Source organism: Phenylobacterium sp., from assembly GCF_037968635.1.
Lineage (GTDB): Bacteria > Pseudomonadota > Alphaproteobacteria > Caulobacterales > Caulobacteraceae > Phenylobacterium.
Genome location: NZ_JBBKVV010000074.1, coordinates 1 through 21,040 on the forward strand (window position 1 = coordinate 1; position 21,040 = coordinate 21,040).

The window sequence follows — 21,040 nt, forward strand, 5'->3', positions numbered from 1 at the left end:
ACCAGCGCCAGCACAACGGGTATTGACCCTGGCGCGGGCGGTAGCGGGACCACTGCCGGCGGCGGGACCTGCAACCGAGGCGGCCACGGCGGAATCTACTACCTCGTTCACGCCATAGCTTGACGACCTGGCGCGACGGCAGCCGCAGCCAGCGCCCATCAAAACCCGCAGCGTCGTGAGACGCCGCCCCTCCACATCTGGAAAGGCCCCACCCAATGCGCGCAGCATTCCAACGGACGACTGGGAACAAGGTCGCCGACATCCCGGTGACCGAGCTTGAGCCGCTACCGGTCAAAGGCGTCAACAGCGACGGCTCGCCCGCCCCGTCTGGGTCCTCCGCAGACCCGAGCTATGCCTCTGGCTACGGCTTCGACATCGCGGCCAGTCCCGCCACCACGAACGGCGCCTATGCCGCTGGCGATGTCATGGGCGGGTTCCTTGAGTTCACGGTCGCCAACCTCAATGACGCCCCCGTCCTGATCACCGGGATACAGGTCACCTTCAAGGCTGCGGTGCAGCCGAACCTGCGCGCTATCTTCCTGAGCGCCGCGCCGTCCGCCTTGCTGGCGGACAATGACCCCTACACCCTGACGGCGACGAACGCGCTCCTGGTGCGAAAGTCCCTGTCGTCGGTCGCGCTGGGGGCCAGCTACACGTCGCACGGCACGCCCAAGTCGATCTCGCTCGCCCCCAATCCCTTCGTCATGAAGCCCTATTCTGGCGGCAAGAAGATCGGGGTCTACATCATCGACGACAGTGGGGTCACGCTCACCTCGACCTCTGACATGCAGGTCCGCGTTTCGGGTCTGGGCGCCTAATGCGGCCCTCTATCCGAGCTGCCGCCCTCTTCAAGGGTGTGGGGTTCAGCCTACCCGCCTTCATGGCCGGGCAGACGGACGGGTTCTGGTACGACTTTGCCAAGACCGACCGTCAGTTTCAGGAGAACGTCGGGCCGACGCCTGCTGATGATCCGAACGAGGTCATCGGTCTGGCGCTGGATCAACGCTCCTGGAACGGCCAGACGCTCGCGCAGGTCTTGAGCGCGCAGACCGACCTGATCGCAAACACATGGACCGACGCCAGCACCGCCCCGGCGACGTTTGTCTTCAGTTCAGGAGTTGGGACGCTTACAGCGGATGGGGCGAACCGCGCCAGGGCTCGCGCAACCATTTCTACTGTTGTGGGGAAAACCTACTGCATCTCCGCAACCTTCGGCGGTCTGGGGTGTGAACTTGCCGTTGGGTCCACTCTAGGCGGCAATCAGAACCTAGCCCCAGTCGGCCTTTTGACCGGATCGCTCGCTTATTTCTTCGTCGCAACAGCGACCACCACGTACATAGCCATCACCCGTCTGACCGCAGGGGTTGGGACCTTCTCGGTCGCGACGACGAAGCTCGTTCCTGGAAGCCCCGCTACCCAGTCCTCCACCAGCCTCAAGCCCAAGTTCCAGACGACGGGCGCGGCGTTCGATGGGTCGGATGACTATCTAAGCACGCCTTATGCCGCTGGAGCGTCGGACAACTTCATCGTGGCGAAGGTTAAAATCCCCCTGGCATCCTCTGGAACGCGCGGGATTGTCGGCGCGGCTGGGGGCTCCACTGAACGCTTCTACCTGGCCATGATCTCTGGTGGCATCCTGACTGCTGGAGCGGGAACGCAGAACCCGGGCACGTTCCAGATGCCCGGCGATATGCGCGGCGTCGAGACGGTCGTGGGGCTCTCCGCCTCGGGCGGGATAGCCCGCCTCTTTAGGCAGGGCCAACCGAGTGTGGAGGCGGCTTACACAGGCGGGCTCGCCACTACACTCCCGCTATTCATCGGCGGAATAAACACGAGCGGCGTCTCGTCGAGCTTTTCCGATGCAACCGTCAAAGCCGTCGTCGCTGGGCGCGAGTTCATCGACCTCGCCACCTTCAACAAAATCGCAGCAGCCCTTTAGGAGCGCCCCTCTATGTCCATCAACATCATTGGCATCGCCACCGCCGCCGCCCTGACCAACGTCAACTTGGTTCTGGAGGCCATGGGGCGCGGCCCGGGAAACATCACCCGCAAGGCCACCACGGTCGCCGACCCCGCCTGGGATGCGACCCCGACGCACTACTTCATGTCCGACCAGGGCGTGAGCGCGGAGTTCCAAGCCCAACTCCTGGGCTTCTCCAACGGAGACCTTCCGCCGCTTCCCGAGGGTGTGGTCTGGGGCGTGGATGGGGTGATCTCGGCGGCGGACGCTCTGGCGGCCATCACGGCGGCGAACTTCTCGTTCGCGTCCTTCAACGATGGGTTCACGCCGGGCGCTCAGGTCCAGGCCGCTCTCGACGCTAAGGGCCTCTACGTCATCCCGTTCCCGGAGATCTGACCCCCATCACCCCTACTCAGTCTGACTACAGTCCGCCCGAGCGATGCACGAACACCGCTCGGGCGCGGCACGAAGGAGTGAGCCATCGCACCGACCTCGCGAGGCGTCGATAGCTTCACCACGGAATCCAGAACCTGACCATCCCCTGTAACGCCGGACGAGAGTGAGAACGCCCGATGATGACCGCTGCCGATGAGTGATTTCCTGATGGACGGATGGCTCGGAAAACTGATCGTCGCGGCCCTGACCGGGGCGGCGACCTTCCTGGGGACGTTCTGGCTCTCACGCTCCAACATCATCAGCGCGGTCAATGCCCGGATCGAGGGACATTGCGCGAGGCAGGATGCGGAGATCGCCCGACAGACGCGGGAGATCGAGAAGCTCCGGCTGGAGCACGCCAACTGCCGCACCGAGCTTGACGAGATGTGGGCGGCGATGAGGGCGCAGGGGATACCGCCGTATCAGGTCAAGGGGCCGACGCCATGATCTCCCGCATCTGGTCGGCCATGCTTGCCGCCGCCCCGGTGAAAATCTGGGCGCAGATCGGCGGCGCGGCCATTCTGACCCTGCTGCTCGCGGTCGGGACTTGGGCCGTCTGGCGCGGTCCCTGGACCTCCGAGCGACCCGGCCAGCAACTGGACGCGATGTTCTATCTGCTGATCGGGGTTGAGCTTCTCGTGCTCGTGGCCCTGGCCGCCATCACCGGCCTGAACATCAACTTCAAGGGCGGCAAGGACGGGGTGTCTGGGTCGATTGATCAGGATGAACCCGCAGCCGTCGTCACCACTACCACGACAACCGAAGTCGGGAAGCAACAATGACCCCTTCGCCCAAGATCATCGCGTTCGTCAAGGACTTCGAGAAGTGCCGGCTGAGCGCCTACATGCCGACCCCCAACGACCGCCCCACCATCGGCTGGGGCACAACGGGGTCCGACATTCACATGGGCCTCGTCTGGACCCAGGCGCAGGCTGACGAGCGGTTCGCCAAGGACTTCGCCGCCTTCGCCGCCAAGGTCGCGGCCCTTCTCGGCAAGCATTCCACGACCCAGGGCCAGTTCGACGCGATGGTGTCCCTGGCCTACAACATCGGTACGGGCGGCTTCGGCTCCTCAACCCTCCTACGCAAGCACCTGGCGGCCGACTACGCGGGAGCCGCGGAACAGTTCGCCCGATGGAACAAGCAGGCGGGGAAGGTGCTCAACGGCCTCACCCGGCGACGCGCTGGCGAGGCTGCGATCTATCGGGGGCAGGCATGACCTACCTCACCGCATTTGGCGAAGGCCTGGCGCGTGGAGCTGGTGAGATCGGAGCCTTCATCCTCGCCGGGCTGATCGTGGTTCACGTCTATCGGACTTGGGTGGCGAAATGAGATTCTGGCGCGAAACCCTGATCGCGGCCCTTGTCGCCTCCCTGGCCCTGGCCGGCGCTTTCATCAAACACCAATCCGGCCAGATCGCAGACCAGAAGGCCGCGCTGAAAACCGCCGCTGAAGCCCTCCACAAGGCCGCTGACGCCATTCGTGACCGAGACGACGCCCTAACCGCCAATGCCGCCCAGGAGGCGTCTGACGCGACCCAAACCGCCACCTTCTACCGAGGAGCCGCCCGTGACGCCTTCCAAGCTGGTTACGCCTCTCATCCTCGCTGTGCTGGCGAGCCCGCTCCTGTCGGGGTGCAGTCTGATCTCCGGGCGCTCTGGTCCGCAGGTTCCATCCCCGGTTCCCCTGGTGTGTCCGGCAAGCCTAGCCGCTGACATTCCCGCCGAGCCCCTTCCTCCAGAGGGAATAGATCCATCAACCCTACCGCCCGCCCTGTCGGCGTTCCTGTGGGGGGAGTGGGTTCCGTGGTCTAGGGCCAATGCGGTTCGGCTAGGGCAGGGGCAGAGATGGTGCATCGGCAAGACGCATCCGCCGGATGGGTAGTTCAAACTCCGGATAATCCGGACTTAGGGTGTCCGCAGTATGGATACCCCACCCCCAGCGTTGAGCCTCATAGGCTCCGCTTAATGGCCCTCATCCCTCGCGGGGTGGGGGCCTTCGTCATGTCTGGGGGCCGGGTCTCCAGCGCCGAGGAACATTAGCCCTTCGGCCAGCGCCTCAATGTCTGGCTTGGCCGCCTGGATAGCTGCCTGCATCTCGTTCAGCTTGATCCGGCGAACAAACGGGTCCTTCTCCCGCTCTGCGTCGTTCGACATGGCTAGGAGCGCCACCAGCCGAACCACGTTCATGTCGAGGCCTGTAGTTTCAACCTGTCCAGTCCAGTCGGTCATGCGGGCTTTCCGGGGTAGCTGTCACGCTCTCCGCGCCAGTAGTCGCGAACGGCGTCGATGTGGCGGGCGAATGCGGCTTTCTTGGCCGCGACCTTGGCGTCTGCGATCCGCTTGGCTTCGGCGAGCGTTACGCGCTCCCACGCATGTAGGGCCTCGAGCGCCGACGACGATCCGCACGATAGGGTTTGCAGGCGCTTACGCACGTCTCGAGCGTGGCCGATCTTGGTGTGCTCGTTCCCGTTGGCGATCAGGTAGACGAAGTGCATGGCGTGCTTCCTCCCAAGTTTCTCCCTGAATTTACCGCATGTTCCCGACACGTTCACGCCGAAAACGACAAAGCCCGGCAAGTCATTTCTGACTGCCGGGCCTCGCGTTCCCTTGCACCGCAAGGGTTTGTAGTGGTGCCGTTGCAGGGATTCGAACCCTGGACCTCAGCCTTACCAAGGATGCGCTCTACCTCTGAGCTACAACGGCGAAAAGGCGAGGGCGGGCTATAGCCAACGTCGAGGGCCGCGTGAAGCCTTAAATGCGCCTGAAGAGAACTTGACGCGCCGGACCGGTCGCCGCACCCCTTGGAATATGGACAAACCCGGCAAGCCGAAGTCGGCCGAGCGCGAGGCTCAACTTGCCAAGGCCCTGCGCGCCAACCTGCGACGCCGCAAGGTTCCCGACCGTGCGCCCGCGCCCGCCAAGACCGATGAGGATTAGTCGCGCCGCGCCTTTCGCAAGGTTGGCCCGGCCGCTAGAACGACGTCGGTTCCGCCGCGCCGTGACGGCGGCGGGACAAATCGGGGACTTGGGATGAGCGATCTGCTTCACCTGCTGGCGGAAGATGCGGAGGACCTCGCGGTCATCTCCGCGGCCCTGCAGGACGCCGTGGCCAAGATCGGAGACATCGCGGTGGAGCGGCGTGCGCGCCGGGTCACGGTCGCCTTCAATCGGTATCGCTGGGAAGGCAAGGGCGGCGAGCGGGTGCGCTCGGCCCTGCAGATCGGCTCGGTGCTGAATGTTCAGCAGCGCAACCTGCGGCGCGGCGCCAAGTCGGCGGTGATCGAGCTGCTGACCCTGGAGTTCGAGCCGGGCGAGGCGCCCGGGGGTACGATAACCTTGAGTTTCGCGGGCGGCGGCGACCTGCGGATCGCTGTGGAATGCGTCGATGCGGTGCTGGCCGATATCTCCGCGCCCTGGGCGACGCCGCGGACTCCCGCGCACGACGCCTGACAAGGCGTAGCGCGAACCGCCTTGCGCCGCTAAAGAGCGCCCATGCGCCGTTTCCGTTTTTCCGATCCCGGCTTCGAGGCCGCCTTCGCCGCGTTTGTGGATGAGCGTCGTGAGACCCCCGAGGAGGTCGACGCCCTGGTTCGCGATGTGCTTTCGGCCGTCAGAACCGAGGGGCTGGAGGCCGTGTTGCGCTTCGGCCGTCAGTTCGACCGGGCCAATGTCAGCGCCGAGAACATCCGGGTCACGCCCGAGGAGATCGAAGAAGGTGCGGCCCAGTGCTCACCCGAGGTGCGCGAGGCCATCGCCTTCGCCGCCAAGCGGATCCGCGCCTATCACGAGCGGCAACGGCCCGCCGACCAATGGTTCAAGGACGAGGCCGGCGTTGAGCTTGGCTGGCGCTGGACGCCGCTGGAGGCGGTGGGCGTCTATGTGCCGGGCGGACGCGCCGCCTATCCCTCCACCGTGCTGATGAACGCCGTGCCGGCCGCCGCGGCCGGGGTGGAGCGCATCGCCATGGTGACGCCGCCCGGGCGTCTGCAGCCGGCGGTGCTGGCGGCGGCCAAGGAGGCTGGAATCACCGAGATCTGGCGGGTCGGCGGGGCGCAGGCCATCGCCGCCCTGGCCTATGGCGCGGGACCGATCCTGCCGGTGGACAAGATCGTGGGCCCAGGCAACGCCTTCGTCACCGCCGCCAAGCGGCGGGTCTATGGCACGGTGGGCATCGACGCCCTGGCGGGGCCTTCCGAGATCGTGGTCGTATCGGACGCCGCCAGCCGGCCCGACTGGATCGCGGCGGACCTGCTGTCCCAGGCCGAACACGACCCGGCGGCGCAGTCGATCCTGATCACCGATGACGTGGCCTTCGCCGACGCGGTGGAGGCGCAGATCGCGCTGCAACTGAAGAGTCTCGAGACCCATACGGACGCGGCGATCTCGCTGAAGAACCACGGCGCGGTGATCATCGCCCCGCTGGAGGAGTCGCCGCGCCTGGTGAACCTGATCGCGCCCGAGCACGTCGAGTTCGCCCTGGATGAGCCCGAGCGCCTGGCCGACCGCGTGCGGCACGCCGGCGCCATCTTCCTGGGACGGCATGCGCCCGAGGCGATCGGCGACTATGTGGCCGGATCCAACCACGTGCTGCCCACCAGCCGGGCGGCGAGGTTCTCCTCGGGACTGTCGTTATATGACTTCATCAAGCGCACCTCGATCGTGAAGTGCGATGAGGCGGCGTTCGCGATCTTGGGGCCGCCGACGGTGGCGTTGGCGGACGCCGAAGGCCTGCCAGCGCACGCTCGTTCGGCGGCGATCCGGTTGGGCCAGGGTTAGGGCCTGACCGTCGGCTTAAAGCTGAACGGTATCTAACAACCCCGTCCAGGCGCCCGTTCAGGGTCGACCCTCTAGGGTGTGGTCATCGGAGCTGATGAGGCTTCGGACACATTCATAGACGGAGACCAAGCCATGCAAACCTCTTCCAAGCTGATCCGCAGCGCGGCCGTTGCGACGATGGCCGCCGCTCTCACTGTCGGCGCCGCCTCGGGCGCCTCGGCCCAGACCCGCCTCAACCCGGTGGTCGGCTGCGACGCTCCCGGCAACAAGCAGGTGGGCGGCGCGCTGATCGGCGCCCTGCTGGGCGCGGCGGCCGGTTCGAACCTGGCCAAGAATGACCGTGGGACCGGCACCGCCATCGGCGCGGTGGTCGGCGCGGCCACCGGCTCCTATGTCGGCTGCAAGATGCAGCGGACGGACCAGACGCAGAACGCCTACGGTTATGGGCAGACCTATCAACCCGCGTACCAGCAGCCGACCTACCAGCAGCCGGCGACCTACAGCCACTCAGGCTACCGTCTGTCGGGCGACATTTCTCCGGCCAGGTACGTCCGGGACGGCGGGTCGTTCGCGGCCAGCAGCAATCTGAACCTGCGGGGCGCGCCGTCCACCTCGGCTCGCAAGGTCGGGTCCCTGCGCGCCGGTGAACGCTTCCAGGCCCTGGCCCGGGTGCGCGGCACCGACTGGATCCTGGTGGGCCAGAACGGTGTCGGCGTCGGCTATGTCAGCGGTCGCTACGCCCGGCCCATCGGTCACCAGTACGCCTCCTACGGCTACTAGAGGCCCTCACGTTTCCTCCCCGAACGGAACTCGCCCGACGCTCCCCAGCGCCGGGCGATTTTTTATGGCCGCGATCTGGAGGATAACGTTAGGGGTTGGTTTGCAATAAACCTCACTCACAGTTCCTCCCTTTCGACCGCCATGGCCGACGAAGACCGCACCAAGCACCGCCTGCAGACCGTGGAGATCGACGAGGAGTCCCTCGCCGCGGTCTCGCGCGACCAGGAGCAGGAGCGGCAGATCGCCATCTTCGATCTGCTGGAGGAGAACTATTTCCATCCGGAGGGCGCGCAGGGCGGCCCCTATGACCTGAAGATGGGCCTGGTGGAGAACCGGCTGGTCCTCGATGTGCGCGGCCCCGACTATGAGCGGCGGCACATCCTGTCGCTGTCGCCGTTCCGCCCGTTGATCAAGGACTACTTCCTGATCTGCGAGAGCTACTATCAGGCGATCCGCAACTCGACGCCCTCGCAGATCGAGGCCTTGGACATGGGCCGGCGCGGCCTGCACAACGAGGCCTCGACCCTGCTGCGCACGCGTCTGGTAGGCAAGATCGAGACCGATCTGGACACCGCGCGGCGGCTGTTCACCCTGATGTGCGCCCTGCACTGGCGGGGCTAGGGTTCGATGGCTGCTGACCCGTCCGCCCCGCCGCTGCCCGGCGCGGTGCTCTTCGCCTGCAACTTCAACCGCGTGCGCTCGCCGATGGCCGAGGCGCTGATGAAGCGCGCTCTGGGCGACCGGGTCTATGTCGACAGCTGTGGCCTGAAGCGGGATGACGCCGACGGCGTCGACCCCTTCGTCGAGGCGGTGATGGCCGAGCTCAGCGTGGATCTGGCTGACCACCGGCCCAAGACCTTCGACGACCTGGAGGACTCCTCCTTCGACCTGGTCGTCTCCCTGACGCCGGAGTCCCAGCACCGGGCCGTGGAGATGACCCGGGGCCGGGCCGCTGAGATCGAGTACTGGCCGACCTTCGACCCCACCCTGGTGGAGGGCTCGCGGGAAGCGCGGCTGGCATCCTATCGCGAGGTGCGCGACGCGCTCGCCGCCCATATCGCCGAGCGGTTTCCGTGTTAGCCGCGCATCCAGGCGAGGTCGCCGCCCCAACCCTCGAACACAGCGCCGTGGCCAGCGGCGCGGAACAGGGGTTCGGCGTCGCGCAGCAGGCTCCTCAGAGCCTCGGCGTCAGGGTCCAGCAGAGTCAGGGTCCTGACGGCCAAGTCCTGGCCTGCAGCCAGCGGATGGCTCGCCATTTCCCAATCCAGATACTTGTAGAACGGTCTCAATCGCCCGCCGTTGAGGGCGAAGATGGCGTCCATCAGCGGCGTGATACCGTCCACGGCCTCCAGCCGCGCCGCCATGGGCAGGCCATCGCGCAGACACTTCAAGGCGCGATAGGTCTGGTTGAGATAGTGATCTAGCGACCTGTCGATGAAGCCCGCCACCTCGCTGGCCGGCACGCGCGCCTTCTCGTCGATGAGCCGTTGGCAGAGGCCGTCTGTGCGGTCCGCCAGCACTCTGATGTGGGCGTAGCTGTAGCGATCCCAGGTGTCAGGCCCGCCCCAGGCGGCGTGGGCGCGCAGGCCCTCCAGCGTCATGACTGAGCAGTCCGTCCGACCCCGCTCGCGGCCGGCGTGGCGTGCGCACCAGTCCTCGAACACCTCATCCTCGACGACCAGCACACAGTCGAAGTCGGAGTCTTGGGTCTCCCGCCCCTTGCCGCGCGAGCCGGTCAGCCAGAAGGCCAGAACATCGGAGCTCGTCTCCGCCAGCTCCAGCAGATCAAAATATCGCGGGCGTTCGGCCGGATGATCGCGCAATTCTCTCCCTTTCCAGCCATGGCATTCGACCGTGCGGCGGGCTCTGCGTTGTGATAGAGGCCTCTCCCACCGCACGCGCCCCTTGATTCAGGCGCGGGCCGTTCGACTTTTATCGGCGTCTATTTGGAGCCTGCATGGCTAAAGAAGAACTTTTGGAGTTTCCGGGCACGGTCAGTGAAGTCCTGCCCAACGCGACGTTCCGCGTGAAGCTCGAGAATGATCACGAGATCATCGCCCACACGGCCGGCAAGATGCGCAAGAACCGCATCCGGGTTTCGGCTGGTGACAAGGTCCTGGTGGAGATGACCCCCTACGACCTGTCCAAGGGCCGCATCACCTTCCGCGTCCGCTAGCGGGCGCTCGCCCCCGATGACGACGCCGCGCCTGGTGCTGGCCTCCGCGAGCCCCAGGCGGCTCGATCTCCTGGCCCAGATCGATCTCAAGCCGGACGCCGTGGTGGCCGCCGAGATCGACGAAACCCCACTTTCCAACGAGACGCCGCGCCTGCTGGCGCTGCGGCTGGCCGTGGCCAAGGCGGCCAAGGTCTCAGCCGAGCAGCCGGACGCCTATGTGCTTGCCGCCGACACGGTGGTGGCCGTGGGGCGGCGCGTCCTGCCCAAGGCGGAGACGGAAACCGAGGGCCGCGCCTGCTTGGAGCTGCTGTCGGGCCGCGCCCACAAGGTGCTGCCCGCCGTGGCCTTGCGCGCGCCCGACGGCCGCGCCGTCAGCCGGCTGGTGGAAAGCCGCCTGCACTTCAGGCGCCTGACCCCCGCCGACATCACCGCCTATCTCGCCAGTGGCGAGGGGATCGGCAAGGCCGGTGGTTACGCCATCCAGGGCCGGGCTGGGGCCTTTGTGATGTCCCTGCAGGGCTCCTATCCCGCCGTGGTGGGCCTGCCGCTCTATGAGACGCTCAACCTGCTGACCGGCCTGGGCTATGTGAAGCCATGAGTGTGCGGAAACTCTTTCTGGATCGCGCAATCGGCGAGACCCGCGGTGTGGTGCTGCTGGACGGCGCGCCGGAGCGGCTGTTGATCGTGCGCGACGGCGACGGTCCTCTCACCCAACTCGGCGCCCGGTTGGTTGGCCGGGTGCGAAAGGTGGAGCCGGCCTTCGCATCGGCCTTCATCGACCTGGGCGGCGTCGAGGCGCTGATGGCCTTCAAACCGGACGCGCGTCCGGTCGAGGGCCAGGCCATCGAGGTGGAGATCCGCAGCGAGCCCCGCGACAGCAAGCTCGCCACCGTGCGCCTGATCGGCCCGGCCGAGGGCAAGCCGCGCCTGCTGACCGCCGCGCCGGACATCGCCGAACAACTCAGCTTTCTCGCTCGCGACACCGCGATCATCGAGGGCGCGGCCGCGCGCGCGATGGCCGACACCGCCGAGGCCGAGGCCCTGGAGACGATCCACCCGCTGCCCGGGGGCGGCGACCTGGCCATCGAGCCGACCCGCGCCCTGGTGGCCATCGACGTGGATGTCGGCGAGCGCAAGGGCCAGGACGTCAAGCGCGTCACCCGCCAAGCCAACCATACGGCGCTGGCCGAATCCGCCCGCCTGCTGCGCCTGAAGGGCCTGGGCGGCATCGTGGTCATCGATCTGGTGGGGCGCGGCCACGACGGCAACGCTTTGCTGACCGCCGCCCGCACCGCCTTCGCGCCCGACAATCCCGGCGTCGCCATCGGCCCGGTGGGACGCTTCGGCACCATGGAGATGACCGTGCCCCGGCGCGGCCGCGCCCTCCGCGACATCCTGGGCGACGGGGCAGGGGGGCTTTCCGATCTTACCCTGGCGCTGCGCCTGATCCGCCGCCTGGAGGCCGCCGCCGCCAGCGATCCCGGCGGGCGCCTCGTGGCCACCTGCGCGCCCTCAGTGGCCCAGGCGGCCAAGCCCTACGCCGAAACGCTTTCCGCCCGCATCGGCGCCCGGTTCGCTGTCGAGACGAATGCTGACTGGCCCCGCGATCGCCTGGACGTGCGATGACCGCGGCCCCCTGTCCGATCTGCAAGAAGCCGGGCTCGACCGAATACCGGCCCTTCTGCTCACGCCGCTGCTCGGATGTGGACCTGCAGCGCTGGCTGGTGGGGAGCTATGCGATTCCGGTGGAAGCGGACGAGGCTGACAGCCTTCGCGACGAGGATGACGGGAATTGATGCTCCTCGCTGGACACCGCCCCGACCCTCTTTTATAGACGCGGCTCCCGCGAAGGCGGGGCACGGAGCGTGACAGCCTGAAGTGGATACCGGTTCAGGCGACCGTCGCGCTCCAGCAAAGAATTCCGAGCCTTTTTCTTCGAAAAGGGCTCCGGGCCTGGGTAGCTCAGTTGGTAGAGCAGTGGATTGAAAATCCACGTGTCGGTGGTTCGAATCCGCCCCCAGGCACCACTTCCCTCAGAACATCATTCCGCGCCCTTCGGCCCTTGTTGGCCTTGAAGATGACGCCGCATCGTCGCAGAGGTCCCCCTCAGGAGACCTGACGATCATGGACGACGACTTCCGCAAGGCCGCGCTGGACTATCATCGCCTTCCCCGACCCGGGAAACTGTCGGTGGAGCCCACCAAGCGGATGGACACCCAGCGCGACCTGGCGTTGGCCTATTCTCCCGGCGTCGCCGCGGCCTGCGAGGCCATCGTCGACGATCCGGCGGCGGCCGACGAGCTGACCGCGCGCGCCAACCTGGTGGCGGTGATCTCCAACGGCACGGCGGTTCTGGGCCTGGGCAATATCGGGCCGCTGGCCAGCAAGCCTGTGATGGAGGGCAAGGCTGTGCTCTTCAAGAAGTTCGCCGGTATCGACGTCTTCGACTTGGAGGTCGACGCGCTGGACCCCGACCGTTTCGTCGACATCGTGGCGTCGCTGGAGCCGACCTTCGGCGGCATCAATCTGGAGGACATCAAGGCGCCGGAGTGCTTCGCCATCGAGCGGGCCCTGCGCCAGCGGATGAACATCCCGGTCTTCCACGACGATCAACACGGCACCGCCATCGTCTGCGCCGCCGCCGTCCGCAATGCCCTGGTCCTGCAGGGCAAGACGCTCTCGGAGATCAAGCTTGTGACCTCGGGCGCCGGAGCCGCCGCGCTCGCCTGCGTCGACCTGTTGGTGCTGATGGGCCTGAAGCCCGAGAACATCACGCTCACCGACATCAAGGGCGTGGTCTATCAGGGGCGCGAGCCCGACATGCCGCCCAACATGGCCGCCTATGCACGCCGGACCGATGCTCGAACCCTGCCCGAGGTGCTGTCCGGCGCCGACGTCTTCCTGGGCCTCTCGGCGCCCCGGGTGTTCAAGGCTGAATGGCTGCCCCTGCTGGCGCCCAATCCGCTGATCCTGGCCATGGCCAATCCGGAGCCGGAGATTCTGCCCGAACTGGTGGCCGCCGCCCGGCCCGACGCCATCGTCGCCACCGGCCGCAGCGACTATCCCAACCAGGTCAACAACGTCCTCTGTTTCCCCTTCGTGTTCCGGGGCGCCCTGGATGTCGGGGCCAGCGAGATCAATGAGGCGATGAAGCTGGCCGCCGTCGAGGCCATCGCCTCGTTGGCTCGCGCCGAAGCCTCCGAAGTGGTGGCCGCCGCCTATGGCGGGGCCGGGCCGCTATTCGGCGCCGACTACATCATCCCCAAGCCCTTCGACCCGCGCCTGATCCTGCAGATCGCGCCCGCCGTGGCCAAGGCGGCCATGGAGACCGGAGTCGCCCGCCGGCCCATCGCCGATTTCGCCGCCTACCGCACCGAGCTGGAGCGGTTCGTCTACCGCTCGGGCCAGCTGATGCGGCCGATCTTCGACGCCGCCCGCAAGGCCATGAAGAAGGTCGCCTATGCCGAGGGCGAGGACGACCGCGTCCTGCGCGCTGTGCAGACGGTGGTCGACGAGGGGCTGGCTCGCCCCGTCCTGGTGGGCCGCCGCGAGGTGATCCTGGCCCGCATCGCCGAGCTGGGCCTGCGCATGACGCTGGACACCCACATCGAGATCGTCGATCCGACCCAGGACCAGGCGATCGTAGCGCCCCTGGCCGTCCGCTATCAGGGCCTGGTCAGCCGGCGGGGCACGCCGCCCGCCGCTGCGGGCCGCCGGGTCGAGCGTCGGCCCACCATCACCGCCGCCATGCTGCTGGAAAGCGGCCATGTCGACGCCGCCCTGTGCGGCGGCTCGGGCGACTGGTGGCAACACATGACCTACGTCATGCCGATCATCGAGCGCCGGCCCGGCATCGACCGCATCCACGCCCTGTCGGCCCTGATCACCCGCGAGGGCGTGCTGTTCATCTGCGACACGCACATGAACCCCGATCCCACCGCCGAGCAGATCGCCGAGATGACCCGTCTTGCCGCCGACACCGTGCGCGGCTTCGGCATCGAGCCCAAGGCGGCGCTGCTTTCTCACTCCAGCTTCGGGGCGTCTAACTCCCCCAGCGCCCGCAAGATGCGCCAGGCCCTGGCCCTGCTGCGCGCCCAGGCGCCGGAGCTGGAGGTGGACGGCGAGATGCACGCCGACGCCGCCCTGCTGGAGTACCAGCGCAACCGGCTGGTCAGCGACTCCCGGCTGAAGGGCGCGGCCAACCTGCTGGTCATGCCCAACCTGGACGCAGCCAATATCAGCCTGACCCTGCTTCAGGCCTCCACCAACGCCCTGCTGGTGGGGCCCATGCTGCTGGGCATGTCCAAGCCGGTCCACGTCCTGACCCCCAGCGTCACGGCCCGGGGGATCGTCAATCTGACGGCCCTGGCCGCCGTCGAAGCCAGCACGGGCCGCGTGCCCTAGCCAAGATTTCGATTGCCCCGCAGAACGCGGTGATCTGTACTGAGAGACGAGGCAACCGCCCCAAGGAGAGACCCATGCGCCGACCCTTCATGACCATCGAGACGGGACTGACCCTTCAAGAGGACATGAGGCGGAATGCGTACCTTAAACTTGGGAATCCTGGCGCATGTCGACGCCGGTAAGACGAGCCTGACGGAACGGCTGCTTTTTGCGGCCGGCGTCATCGACGAGATCGGCAGCGTCGACGACGGAAACACCCAGACCGACTCCCTGGATCAGGAGCGGCGGCGCGGCATCACCATCAAGGCCGCGGTCGCGTCCTTCGTCGTGGGCGAAGTCGCGGTCAATCTGATCGACACCCCCGGCCACCCGGACTTCATCGCCGAGGTGGAGCGGGTGTTGAGCGTCCTGGACGGCGCGGTGCTGGTGGTCTCGGCGGTGGAGGGCGTCCAGGCCCAGACGCGGGTGCTGATGCGCACCCTGCAGAGGCTGAGCATCCCCACCCTGATCTTCATCAACAAGATCGACCGGCGCGGCGCCGATCCCGAGCGGGTGCTGCGCGCCATCGCCGAGCGCCTGACCCCGGCCAACGTGCTGATGGGCGTCGCCGAGCGACCCGGCGAACGGGACGCGGCCTTCGTTCCCTTCGCCGCCGCCGACGCCGAGCGCCTTTCCGAACGCCTGGCTGAGCAGGATGACACCCTGCTGGCGGCCTATCTCGACGGCGACGGGGTGTCCTACGGGCGGCTTCGCAAGGCGTTGAAGCGCCAGACGCGGCAGGGGCGTGTGCATCCGGTCTTCCTCGGCTCGGCCATCACCGGCGCTGGGGTGGATGACCTCATGGCCGCGATCTCGACCCTGCTGCCCGCGGGCCAGGGCGACGCTGAGGCGGTGGTCTCCGGCACGGTCTTCAAGGTGGAGCGCGGCCCCGCCGGGGAGAAGATCGCCTATGCGCGCCTCTTCTCCGGCGCCCTGCACGTGCGGGACCGAGTGACCTTCGGGCGGGAAAGGAGCGCCAAGATCACCAGCCTCCAGGTCTTCGACAAGGGGCCAGCTGTCCCGCGCGACAGCGCCCTCGCCGGACAGATCGCCAAGCTCTGGGGCCTGTCCGACATCCAGATCGGCGACACCCTGGGGGCTCCACGGGCCGATGGCCCAAGCCACCACTTCGCCCCGCCCACCCTGGAGACGGTGATCTATCCCCGCCACCCCGGCGACCGGCGCGCGCTCCACACCGCGCTGGTCCAGCTCGCCGAGCAGGATCCGCTGATCAACCTGCGCCAGGACGACGTGCGCCAGGAGCTCTTCGTCTCCCTTTATGGCGAGGTGCAGAAGGAGGTGATCCGCGAGACCCTGGCCCACGATTACGGTGTCGAGGCGGAATTTCGCGAGACCCGGATGATCTGCATCGAGCGGCCCGTCGGGATCGGGACCGCCATCGAAAGCGCGCCCTATCCCTTCATCGCCACCATCGGCCTGCGGGTCGAGCCCGCGCCGGTGGGCAGCGGCGTCGAGTTTGAGCTGGAGGTGGAATACGGCTCCCTGCCGCTCGCCTTCCACAAGGCGGTGGAGGAGACCGTGCGCGAGGCGCTGGGCCAAGGTTTGCACGGCTGGCGGGTCACCGACTGCAAGGTCACCATGACCCACGGAATCCGCTACCGGGACTTCGCCGCCAGCACACCGTCTGAGCACCGCAACCTCACGCCCCTGGTGCTGATGGCGGCGCTGAAAAGGGCAGGCGTCCAGGTCTGTGAGCCGGTCCACCGCTTCGGGCTGGAGATTCCGGGCGACGCGCTGGGCCCCATGCTCCCGGTCCTGGCGAAACTGGGCGCCGCGCCCGGTGTCCCGGAGATGCGCGGGGCGGCCTGCTGGCTGGAGGGCGATATCCCGGCAGCCCGGGTCCACGACCTGCAACAGCAACTGCCGGCCCTGACGCGCGGGGAGGGGGTGCTGGAGACGGCCTTCGATCACTACCGGCCCGCTCGCGGCGAGATTCCGGCCCGGTCGCGCACCGACAACAATCCACTTAACCGGAAGGACTACCTGACCAGGGTCGCGCGGCGGGGATAGGGGCGGCGCCTGGGAGCGCGGCGCCGCGGGGCCTTTTTCTGCTTTACGGCGGCCCGCGGCGGAAACCGCTTGAGTGATGTTATGATATAACATAGTGGCTTCTGGAATTGCTTCCAGGGGTTCCCCGCATGCGCGCCAAAACGCTTCTTCTCGCCGCCGCCGGCCTGTCCGCTCTCTGCGCCGGCCAAGCCTTCGCCGATGACACCGCAGGCCCCACCGTCTCGGAATTGGTGGTCACAGGCGCGCCCTATGCCGTCTCTCTCGACAGCGCCACCACCCACATCAACATCATCACCCAGGAGCAGCTGGCCACGGCGCCGCCGGTGGGGATCGGCGACCTGCTGAATGGGATGCCGGGTATGCGTTCCACCGCCTACAGCCCTGGCGCCAGCCGCCCGATCATTCGTGGCCTGTCGGGCCCGCGCGTCATGATCCTGCAGAACGGGGTCGGCCTGGTGGACGCCAGCTCGCTGTCACCTGACCACGCCGTGGCTTCGGATCCCGGCGAGGCCTCGCGCATCGAGATTCTGCGTGGCCCCTCGACCCTGGCCTATGGCGGCTCGGCCATCGGCGGGGTGGTCAATATCCTCGACGAGCGCGTGCCCTCGACTCCGGCGACCGGCCCCGCCGACGGCCACATCGGCGCCTCCTATGGTTCGGCGGACGACAGCTACTCAGTCTCGGCCGGCCTGAAGGCGGGGCAGGGGCCTTGGGTGGTCGCCCTGGATGGGGTCCGCCGCGGGAGCGGCGACTACGACACCCCCGTCAATCCGGTCTCCACCAAGTACGAAGCCGCCAATGGTGTCGCCGCTCTGCCGGACCGCACGGTCCGCAACACCGACGTGGACCTGACCGCCTACGGCGCCGGCCTGTCCTATGTGGGCGACGCCGGCTTCATCGGCGCCTCGGTCAAGCGCACGGAGACCCGCTATGGCGTGCCGTTCCCGCAGATCGTCCAGGTCGGCCCGCCGCCGGAGGAGGGGCCGGTCTATATCGACCTGAAGCAGACCCGCTATGACGTACGCGGCGAGGCGGCCCTGGACCTTGGTCCCTTCGACAAGGCCCGGGTCTCGGTGGGCTACGCCGACTACGAGCACCAGGAGATCGAGGTCGCCAGCGGCGCGGTCGGCACGACCTTCCTCTCCAAGGGCGCCGAGGGCCGCGTCGAACTGGTTCAGCGCGAGCGCGACGGCTGGAAGGGCGCTGTGGGCGCCCAACTGCTCGCCCGCGACTTCGAAGCTCTGGGCGACGAGGCCTTCATTCCCCCGGCGGAGATCAGCGAAGTGGGGGTTTTCGTCCTCCAGCGCCTGGACCGGGACACCTGGGGCGTGGAGGGAGGCCTGCGAGTCGACACCCGCACTCTGGACGCCAATCTCCGGGGCCGTCGCACCAGCGACGCCGCCGCCAGCTACGGGATCAATTGGGCCGCGGCCGCCGGCAAGCAGGACTTCACCAACGCCTCGGCCTCCGTCGCCGTCTTCTGGCGCCCGGCCAGCGACTGGTTCCTGGGCCTCAGCCTGGCCCATAACGCCCGCGCCCCCACCGAGTTCGAACTCTTCGCCGACGGCCCGCACGGCGGCACGGGGTCCTATGAGATCGGCGACCCCACCCTCGACGCCGAGCAGGTCACCTCCCTGGAGGCCACGCTCCGGTGGACCGGGGCCAACGGCAAGATCGAGGCCCACCTCTACAGCGCGGACTATAAGGGCTTCATCGACGAGGCGCGCACCGGCGACCTGGTGGACGATGACGGTGTGCTCGATCCCGCCGGCGAGTTGCCGGTGGTGAGGTTCATCCAGTCCGACGCGCGATTCTATGGTGGCGAGTTGGAAGGGACATATGAGCTCTGGCGCCACGGTGACGGCGTCCTGGCCCTTGAGGGTTCGTACGACTACGTCCACGGCAAGACCGACACCGGACCGCCCGCCCGCATCCCGCCCTATTCAGTGACCGGGCGGCTCGTCTGGACCGCGCCGCGCCTGGAGGGGCAGGTGGAGGTGCGCCACGTCGCCGAGCAGCGCCGCGTCAGCGCCTTCGAGTCGCCCACTGACGCCTACACCCTGCTGAGCGCCCGGATCTTGTACCGGCCTCTGGCCGATCAGGACTTCAGGGTCTTCCTCGATGGCCGCAACCTGACCAACGAGGAGGCACGTGAGCACGCCTCGTTCCTCAAGGACATCGCGCCTCTGCCGGGCCGCACGCTTCGTGTGGGCTTCGCCTACGGCTTCTAGGTCGGCGAGACATCGCTCTACGCCCGCGATGGTCGACGGGGGCCCGCCACCCAGTGTGGCCTCCGCGCCATGCCCGGTGAGTTCCACGGTTGAGTCGGGGGAGAGACCTTGACGCTTCGACCGTGGGCTCCCATCTGCCAACTTGTAGAGCGACCTGACTGAAAATCAGGCTCGGGGCCGTTCGAGCCGTTCGACGACCGTGTTATTTCAAGACCGGCGTTCCGTCGAAAATGCTGCATCGCAGCGCAGAAATTCCCTCGCCAGTAGAAAAACGTTCCGTATTACTTACGGATCACGTTGTGCGGTGCAGCAATACCGTATCCCCCAATGCATCCGTATGGTTGAGCTTGTCGGTAAGCCCTCTTGACGCTTGGAAAAGGGGTTGCCAAAGCACCCCTGCCGCACGTCTAACATAGCGGTAAGACTTCAACTTCCCCTCGGGGCAGGCGAGGTCGCTCCCGCCTCCGGAATGCCGTCGTCGCCAGCTGGCGCCACGGTCTACGGGTCGGGCGCAGCGATAGCGGCTCCGTCGTTCTTCTCGTGGTTACGAGAGGGACTGCGGGCAATTTCAATTGGGGTGGAGACGCTCTCGCGCGACGACCCTCGGTCCAAACGTGCTAGACCAATCAGGAACTGGCGACAGATGCTCGACAACAAACGAACGACTCCTTTCATCGCTCTCTTCGGCGCCTTGGTGCTGATGACGAGCGCGCCGGCGTTCGCGCAGGATGCCGCCGCTCCGGCCGCGCCTGCCGCTGACGCCGCCGCCGCGGCTCCGGTTGACCCCGCCGCCGTCGCCCCCGCCGCCGAGGCCGCTCCGGCCGCCGAGGAAGCTCCGCCCCAAATGGAAAACGCTGGCAAGCTCAGCGTCATCCAGATGGCCATGGACGCCGGCGCGGTCGTCAAGGTCGTCATGATCGGCCTGGTGCTGTGCTCCATCTTCTCGTGGACCCTGTTGGTCACCAAGCTGCTTGAGTACGGCTCTCTCAACCGTCAAACGGACCGCTTCCTCGAAGCCTTCCGCACCGCCAAGACCATCAACGACATGGGCCGTATCGGCATGTCCGACGAATTCGAAGGCAATCCGCTGGCCGATATGGCCGCCGCGGCCGCCCAAGAAGTCGAACTGTCGCGCCAAGCCGGCCTGGCCATTTCCGGTACTCACCGTGATGCGGTCATCCACCGCGCTGAGAACGCCGTCGCCGCCGTCCAGGCGTCGCTCGGTGGTCGTCTCTCCAGCGGCATGCAGTTCCTGGCCTCGGTCGGTTCGTCCGGTCCGTTCATCGGCCTGTTCGGCACCGTCTACGGGATCATGACCTCGTTCATCGGGATCGCGAACACCAACACGACCAACCTGGCCGTCGTCGCCCCCGGTATCGCCGAGGCGCTGCTGGCCACCGGTATTGGTCTGTTCGCCGCCATCCCGTCGGTTATCTTCTACAACTACTTCCAGACCCGCATCTCCGCTTACGGTGCGCGTACGGAAGGGTTCGTGGCTGAGCTGATGAACGGCATCTCCCGGCAGCTCGACAAAGGGGCCTAAGCACCATGGGCGCCAAACTCTCAGGTTCTGGGGGTGGCAGGTACGCCGTGGATGCGAACAGCGAGATCAATGTGACGCCCTTCGTGGACGTCATGCTGGTCCTCCTGATCATCTTCATGGTGGCGGCACCCATGGCCGCCGTAACGGTGAAGGTCGCACTTCCCAACGCGGTGGCTCCGCCGTCTACCAACCCTCCCAAGCCGGTCTACATATCCATCCAGGAATCCGGTCGTCTCTTCATTGGGGATGTCCCCTCTGAGATCGCGACCCTGGGTGACGACCTGCGGAAGAATATCGGCAACAAGCGTAACCCGGAGAAAGAGCGGATCTTCATCCGCGCCGACAAAGGGGTCCTCTACGGGGACTTCATGGGCGTGATGAACCAGCTCCAAGACAACGGGTTTTACAGCGTGGCGCTGATCGGCGAAGACAAGAACTAGGGGTGGAGCATGGCTGAAGACATCACCCACCCTGGGCATAACCCCTTCGATGCGCCGCGTAAAAAGCGCAACAACGGGGTGACCGCCGCCATCATCGGCTCTGTCATCGTCCACGGTGTGGTCGGCGTTTACCTCTGGAAGGCCAAGTTCCAGTCGGAGTTCAAGGAATACTCGGACGACGTGACGGATGTGGCGATCATCAAGCCCGCCCCGCCGCCGCCGC

25 protein-coding genes, 2 tRNA genes and 1 pseudogene are annotated in these 21,040 nt (G+C 67.0%); 24 read left to right on the forward strand and 4 right to left on the reverse strand.

The annotated features are described in order from the left end of the window. Window positions 1-215 precede the first annotated feature (215 nt). The 7 genes from AAC997_RS08845 (at window position 216) to AAC997_RS08875 (ending at window position 4,110) form a co-directional block, all read left to right on the forward strand. Window positions 216-818 (forward strand): hypothetical protein, encoded by a 603-nt coding sequence (locus AAC997_RS08845; RefSeq protein WP_340645329.1) that lies wholly within the window; start codon window positions 216-218, stop codon window positions 816-818. After that, on the forward strand, window positions 818-1,939 hold the full coding sequence (locus AAC997_RS08850) for a hypothetical protein (protein WP_340645330.1): 1,122 nt from the start codon (window positions 818-820) through the stop codon (window positions 1,937-1,939). The genes AAC997_RS08845 and AAC997_RS08850 overlap by 1 nt, the downstream gene beginning before the upstream one ends. A gap of 12 nt (window positions 1,940-1,951) precedes the next feature. After that, window positions 1,952-2,356, forward strand: a complete 405-nt coding sequence (locus AAC997_RS08855) for a hypothetical protein (RefSeq protein ID WP_340645331.1) — start codon at window positions 1,952-1,954, stop codon at window positions 2,354-2,356. Between the two features lie 192 nt (window positions 2,357-2,548). After that, the gene (locus tag AAC997_RS08860; RefSeq protein WP_340645332.1) at window positions 2,549-2,842 is read left to right on the forward strand and encodes a hypothetical protein; all 294 of its coding nucleotides are present in this window, start codon (window positions 2,549-2,551) and stop codon (window positions 2,840-2,842) included. Next, entirely contained in the window at window positions 2,839-3,177 is a 339-nt protein-coding gene (locus AAC997_RS08865; RefSeq protein WP_340645333.1) for a hypothetical protein, read from the forward strand. Before AAC997_RS08860 ends, AAC997_RS08865 begins: the two co-directional genes overlap by 4 nt. Beyond that, window positions 3,174-3,614: a lysozyme gene (locus AAC997_RS08870; protein ID WP_340645334.1), complete on the forward strand. Its 441-nt coding sequence runs from the start codon at window positions 3,174-3,176 to the stop codon at window positions 3,612-3,614. Before AAC997_RS08865 ends, AAC997_RS08870 begins: the two co-directional genes overlap by 4 nt. A gap of 109 nt (window positions 3,615-3,723) precedes the next feature. Then, window positions 3,724-4,110 carry a hypothetical protein gene (locus AAC997_RS08875; RefSeq protein ID WP_340645335.1) on the forward strand — a complete coding sequence of 129 codons (387 nt, stop codon included), beginning with the start codon at window positions 3,724-3,726 and terminating at the stop codon, window positions 4,108-4,110. Window positions 4,111-4,359: 249 nt separating this feature from the next. Here AAC997_RS08875 and AAC997_RS08880 read toward each other — a convergent pair whose 3' ends face one another. The 3 genes from AAC997_RS08880 to AAC997_RS08890 form a co-directional block, all read right to left on the reverse strand. Next, complete coding sequence (locus tag AAC997_RS08880; RefSeq protein ID WP_340645336.1) at window positions 4,360-4,626, reverse strand: hypothetical protein; 267 nt, start codon at window positions 4,624-4,626, stop codon at window positions 4,360-4,362. After that, on the reverse strand, window positions 4,623-4,892 hold the full coding sequence (locus tag AAC997_RS08885) for a hypothetical protein (protein WP_340645337.1): 270 nt from the start codon (window positions 4,890-4,892) through the stop codon (window positions 4,623-4,625). The genes AAC997_RS08880 and AAC997_RS08885 overlap by 4 nt, the downstream gene beginning before the upstream one ends. A 133-nt stretch (window positions 4,893-5,025) precedes the next feature. After that, a tRNA-Thr gene (locus AAC997_RS08890) sits at window positions 5,026-5,100 on the reverse strand. 105 nt (window positions 5,101-5,205) lie between these two features. Between AAC997_RS08890 and AAC997_RS08895 the strand changes: the two genes are divergently transcribed. The 6 genes from AAC997_RS08895 (at window position 5,206) to AAC997_RS08920 (ending at window position 9,033) form a co-directional block, all read left to right on the forward strand. Continuing rightward, complete coding sequence (locus AAC997_RS08895) at window positions 5,206-5,334, forward strand: hypothetical protein (protein ID WP_340645338.1); 129 nt, start codon at window positions 5,206-5,208, stop codon at window positions 5,332-5,334. A gap of 93 nt (window positions 5,335-5,427) precedes the next feature. Continuing rightward, a complete protein-coding gene (locus AAC997_RS08900) occupies window positions 5,428-5,847 on the forward strand; it encodes a DUF2948 family protein (RefSeq protein ID WP_340645339.1) in 420 nt (139 codons plus the stop codon). A gap of 42 nt (window positions 5,848-5,889) precedes the next feature. After that, the gene (hisD, locus tag AAC997_RS08905) at window positions 5,890-7,173 is read left to right on the forward strand and encodes a histidinol dehydrogenase (protein WP_340645340.1); all 1,284 of its coding nucleotides are present in this window, start codon (window positions 5,890-5,892) and stop codon (window positions 7,171-7,173) included. A gap of 132 nt (window positions 7,174-7,305) precedes the next feature. Continuing rightward, window positions 7,306-7,953: an SH3 domain-containing protein gene (locus AAC997_RS08910; RefSeq protein WP_340645341.1), complete on the forward strand. Its 648-nt coding sequence runs from the start codon at window positions 7,306-7,308 to the stop codon at window positions 7,951-7,953. A gap of 141 nt (window positions 7,954-8,094) precedes the next feature. Then, window positions 8,095-8,574 (forward strand): UPF0262 family protein, encoded by a 480-nt coding sequence (locus AAC997_RS08915; protein WP_340645342.1) that lies wholly within the window; start codon window positions 8,095-8,097, stop codon window positions 8,572-8,574. Between the two features lie 6 nt (window positions 8,575-8,580). Beyond that, complete coding sequence (locus tag AAC997_RS08920) at window positions 8,581-9,033, forward strand: low molecular weight phosphatase family protein (protein ID WP_340645343.1); 453 nt, start codon at window positions 8,581-8,583, stop codon at window positions 9,031-9,033. Here AAC997_RS08920 and AAC997_RS08925 read toward each other — a convergent pair. Then, a complete protein-coding gene (locus tag AAC997_RS08925; protein WP_340645344.1) occupies window positions 9,030-9,776 on the reverse strand; it encodes a nucleotidyltransferase domain-containing protein in 747 nt (248 codons plus the stop codon). The two genes, AAC997_RS08920 and AAC997_RS08925, sit on opposite strands and share 4 nt — an antisense overlap. 134 nt (window positions 9,777-9,910) lie before the next feature. On the opposite strand from AAC997_RS08925, the gene infA reads away from it, so the two are divergent. The 11 genes and pseudogenes from infA to AAC997_RS08980 all read left to right on the forward strand — a co-directional run. Then, the gene (gene infA / locus AAC997_RS08930; RefSeq protein ID WP_215341158.1) at window positions 9,911-10,129 is read left to right on the forward strand and encodes a translation initiation factor IF-1; all 219 of its coding nucleotides are present in this window, start codon (window positions 9,911-9,913) and stop codon (window positions 10,127-10,129) included. Window positions 10,130-10,145: 16 nt separating this feature from the next. Continuing rightward, window positions 10,146-10,727, forward strand: coding sequence for a Maf family nucleotide pyrophosphatase (locus tag AAC997_RS08935; RefSeq protein WP_340645345.1), 582 nt, complete (start codon window positions 10,146-10,148; stop codon window positions 10,725-10,727). Beyond that, window positions 10,724-11,755: a ribonuclease E/G gene (locus AAC997_RS08940; protein ID WP_340645346.1), complete on the forward strand. Its 1,032-nt coding sequence runs from the start codon at window positions 10,724-10,726 to the stop codon at window positions 11,753-11,755. Before AAC997_RS08935 ends, AAC997_RS08940 begins: the two co-directional genes overlap by 4 nt. Beyond that, window positions 11,752-11,925 carry a DNA gyrase inhibitor YacG gene (yacG, locus tag AAC997_RS08945; protein WP_340645347.1) on the forward strand — a complete coding sequence of 58 codons (174 nt, stop codon included), beginning with the start codon at window positions 11,752-11,754 and terminating at the stop codon, window positions 11,923-11,925. The genes AAC997_RS08940 and yacG overlap by 4 nt, the downstream gene beginning before the upstream one ends. Window positions 11,926-12,080: 155 nt before the next feature. Further along, window positions 12,081-12,156 (forward strand) — tRNA-Phe (locus AAC997_RS08950). Between the two features lie 97 nt (window positions 12,157-12,253). After that, window positions 12,254-14,533 (forward strand): NADP-dependent malic enzyme, encoded by a 2,280-nt coding sequence (locus AAC997_RS08955; protein ID WP_340645348.1) that lies wholly within the window; start codon window positions 12,254-12,256, stop codon window positions 14,531-14,533. Between the two features lie 135 nt (window positions 14,534-14,668). Then, the gene (locus AAC997_RS08960) at window positions 14,669-16,603 is read left to right on the forward strand and encodes a translation factor GTPase family protein (protein WP_340645349.1); all 1,935 of its coding nucleotides are present in this window, start codon (window positions 14,669-14,671) and stop codon (window positions 16,601-16,603) included. Window positions 16,604-16,731: 128 nt separating this feature from the next. Further along, window positions 16,732-18,834: a TonB-dependent receptor gene (locus AAC997_RS08965; protein WP_340645350.1), complete on the forward strand. Its 2,103-nt coding sequence runs from the start codon at window positions 16,732-16,734 to the stop codon at window positions 18,832-18,834. A gap of 643 nt (window positions 18,835-19,477) precedes the next feature. Then, window positions 19,478-20,377 carry a MotA/TolQ/ExbB proton channel family protein gene (locus AAC997_RS08970; protein ID WP_340645351.1) on the forward strand — a complete coding sequence of 300 codons (900 nt, stop codon included), beginning with the start codon at window positions 19,478-19,480 and terminating at the stop codon, window positions 20,375-20,377. A gap of 5 nt (window positions 20,378-20,382) precedes the next feature. Continuing rightward, the gene (locus AAC997_RS08975; protein WP_340645352.1) at window positions 20,383-20,817 is read left to right on the forward strand and encodes a biopolymer transporter ExbD; all 435 of its coding nucleotides are present in this window, start codon (window positions 20,383-20,385) and stop codon (window positions 20,815-20,817) included. 9 nt (window positions 20,818-20,826) lie between these two features. Continuing rightward, a pseudogene (locus AAC997_RS08980) lies at window positions 20,827-21,040 on the forward strand (energy transducer TonB); the annotation flags it as partial.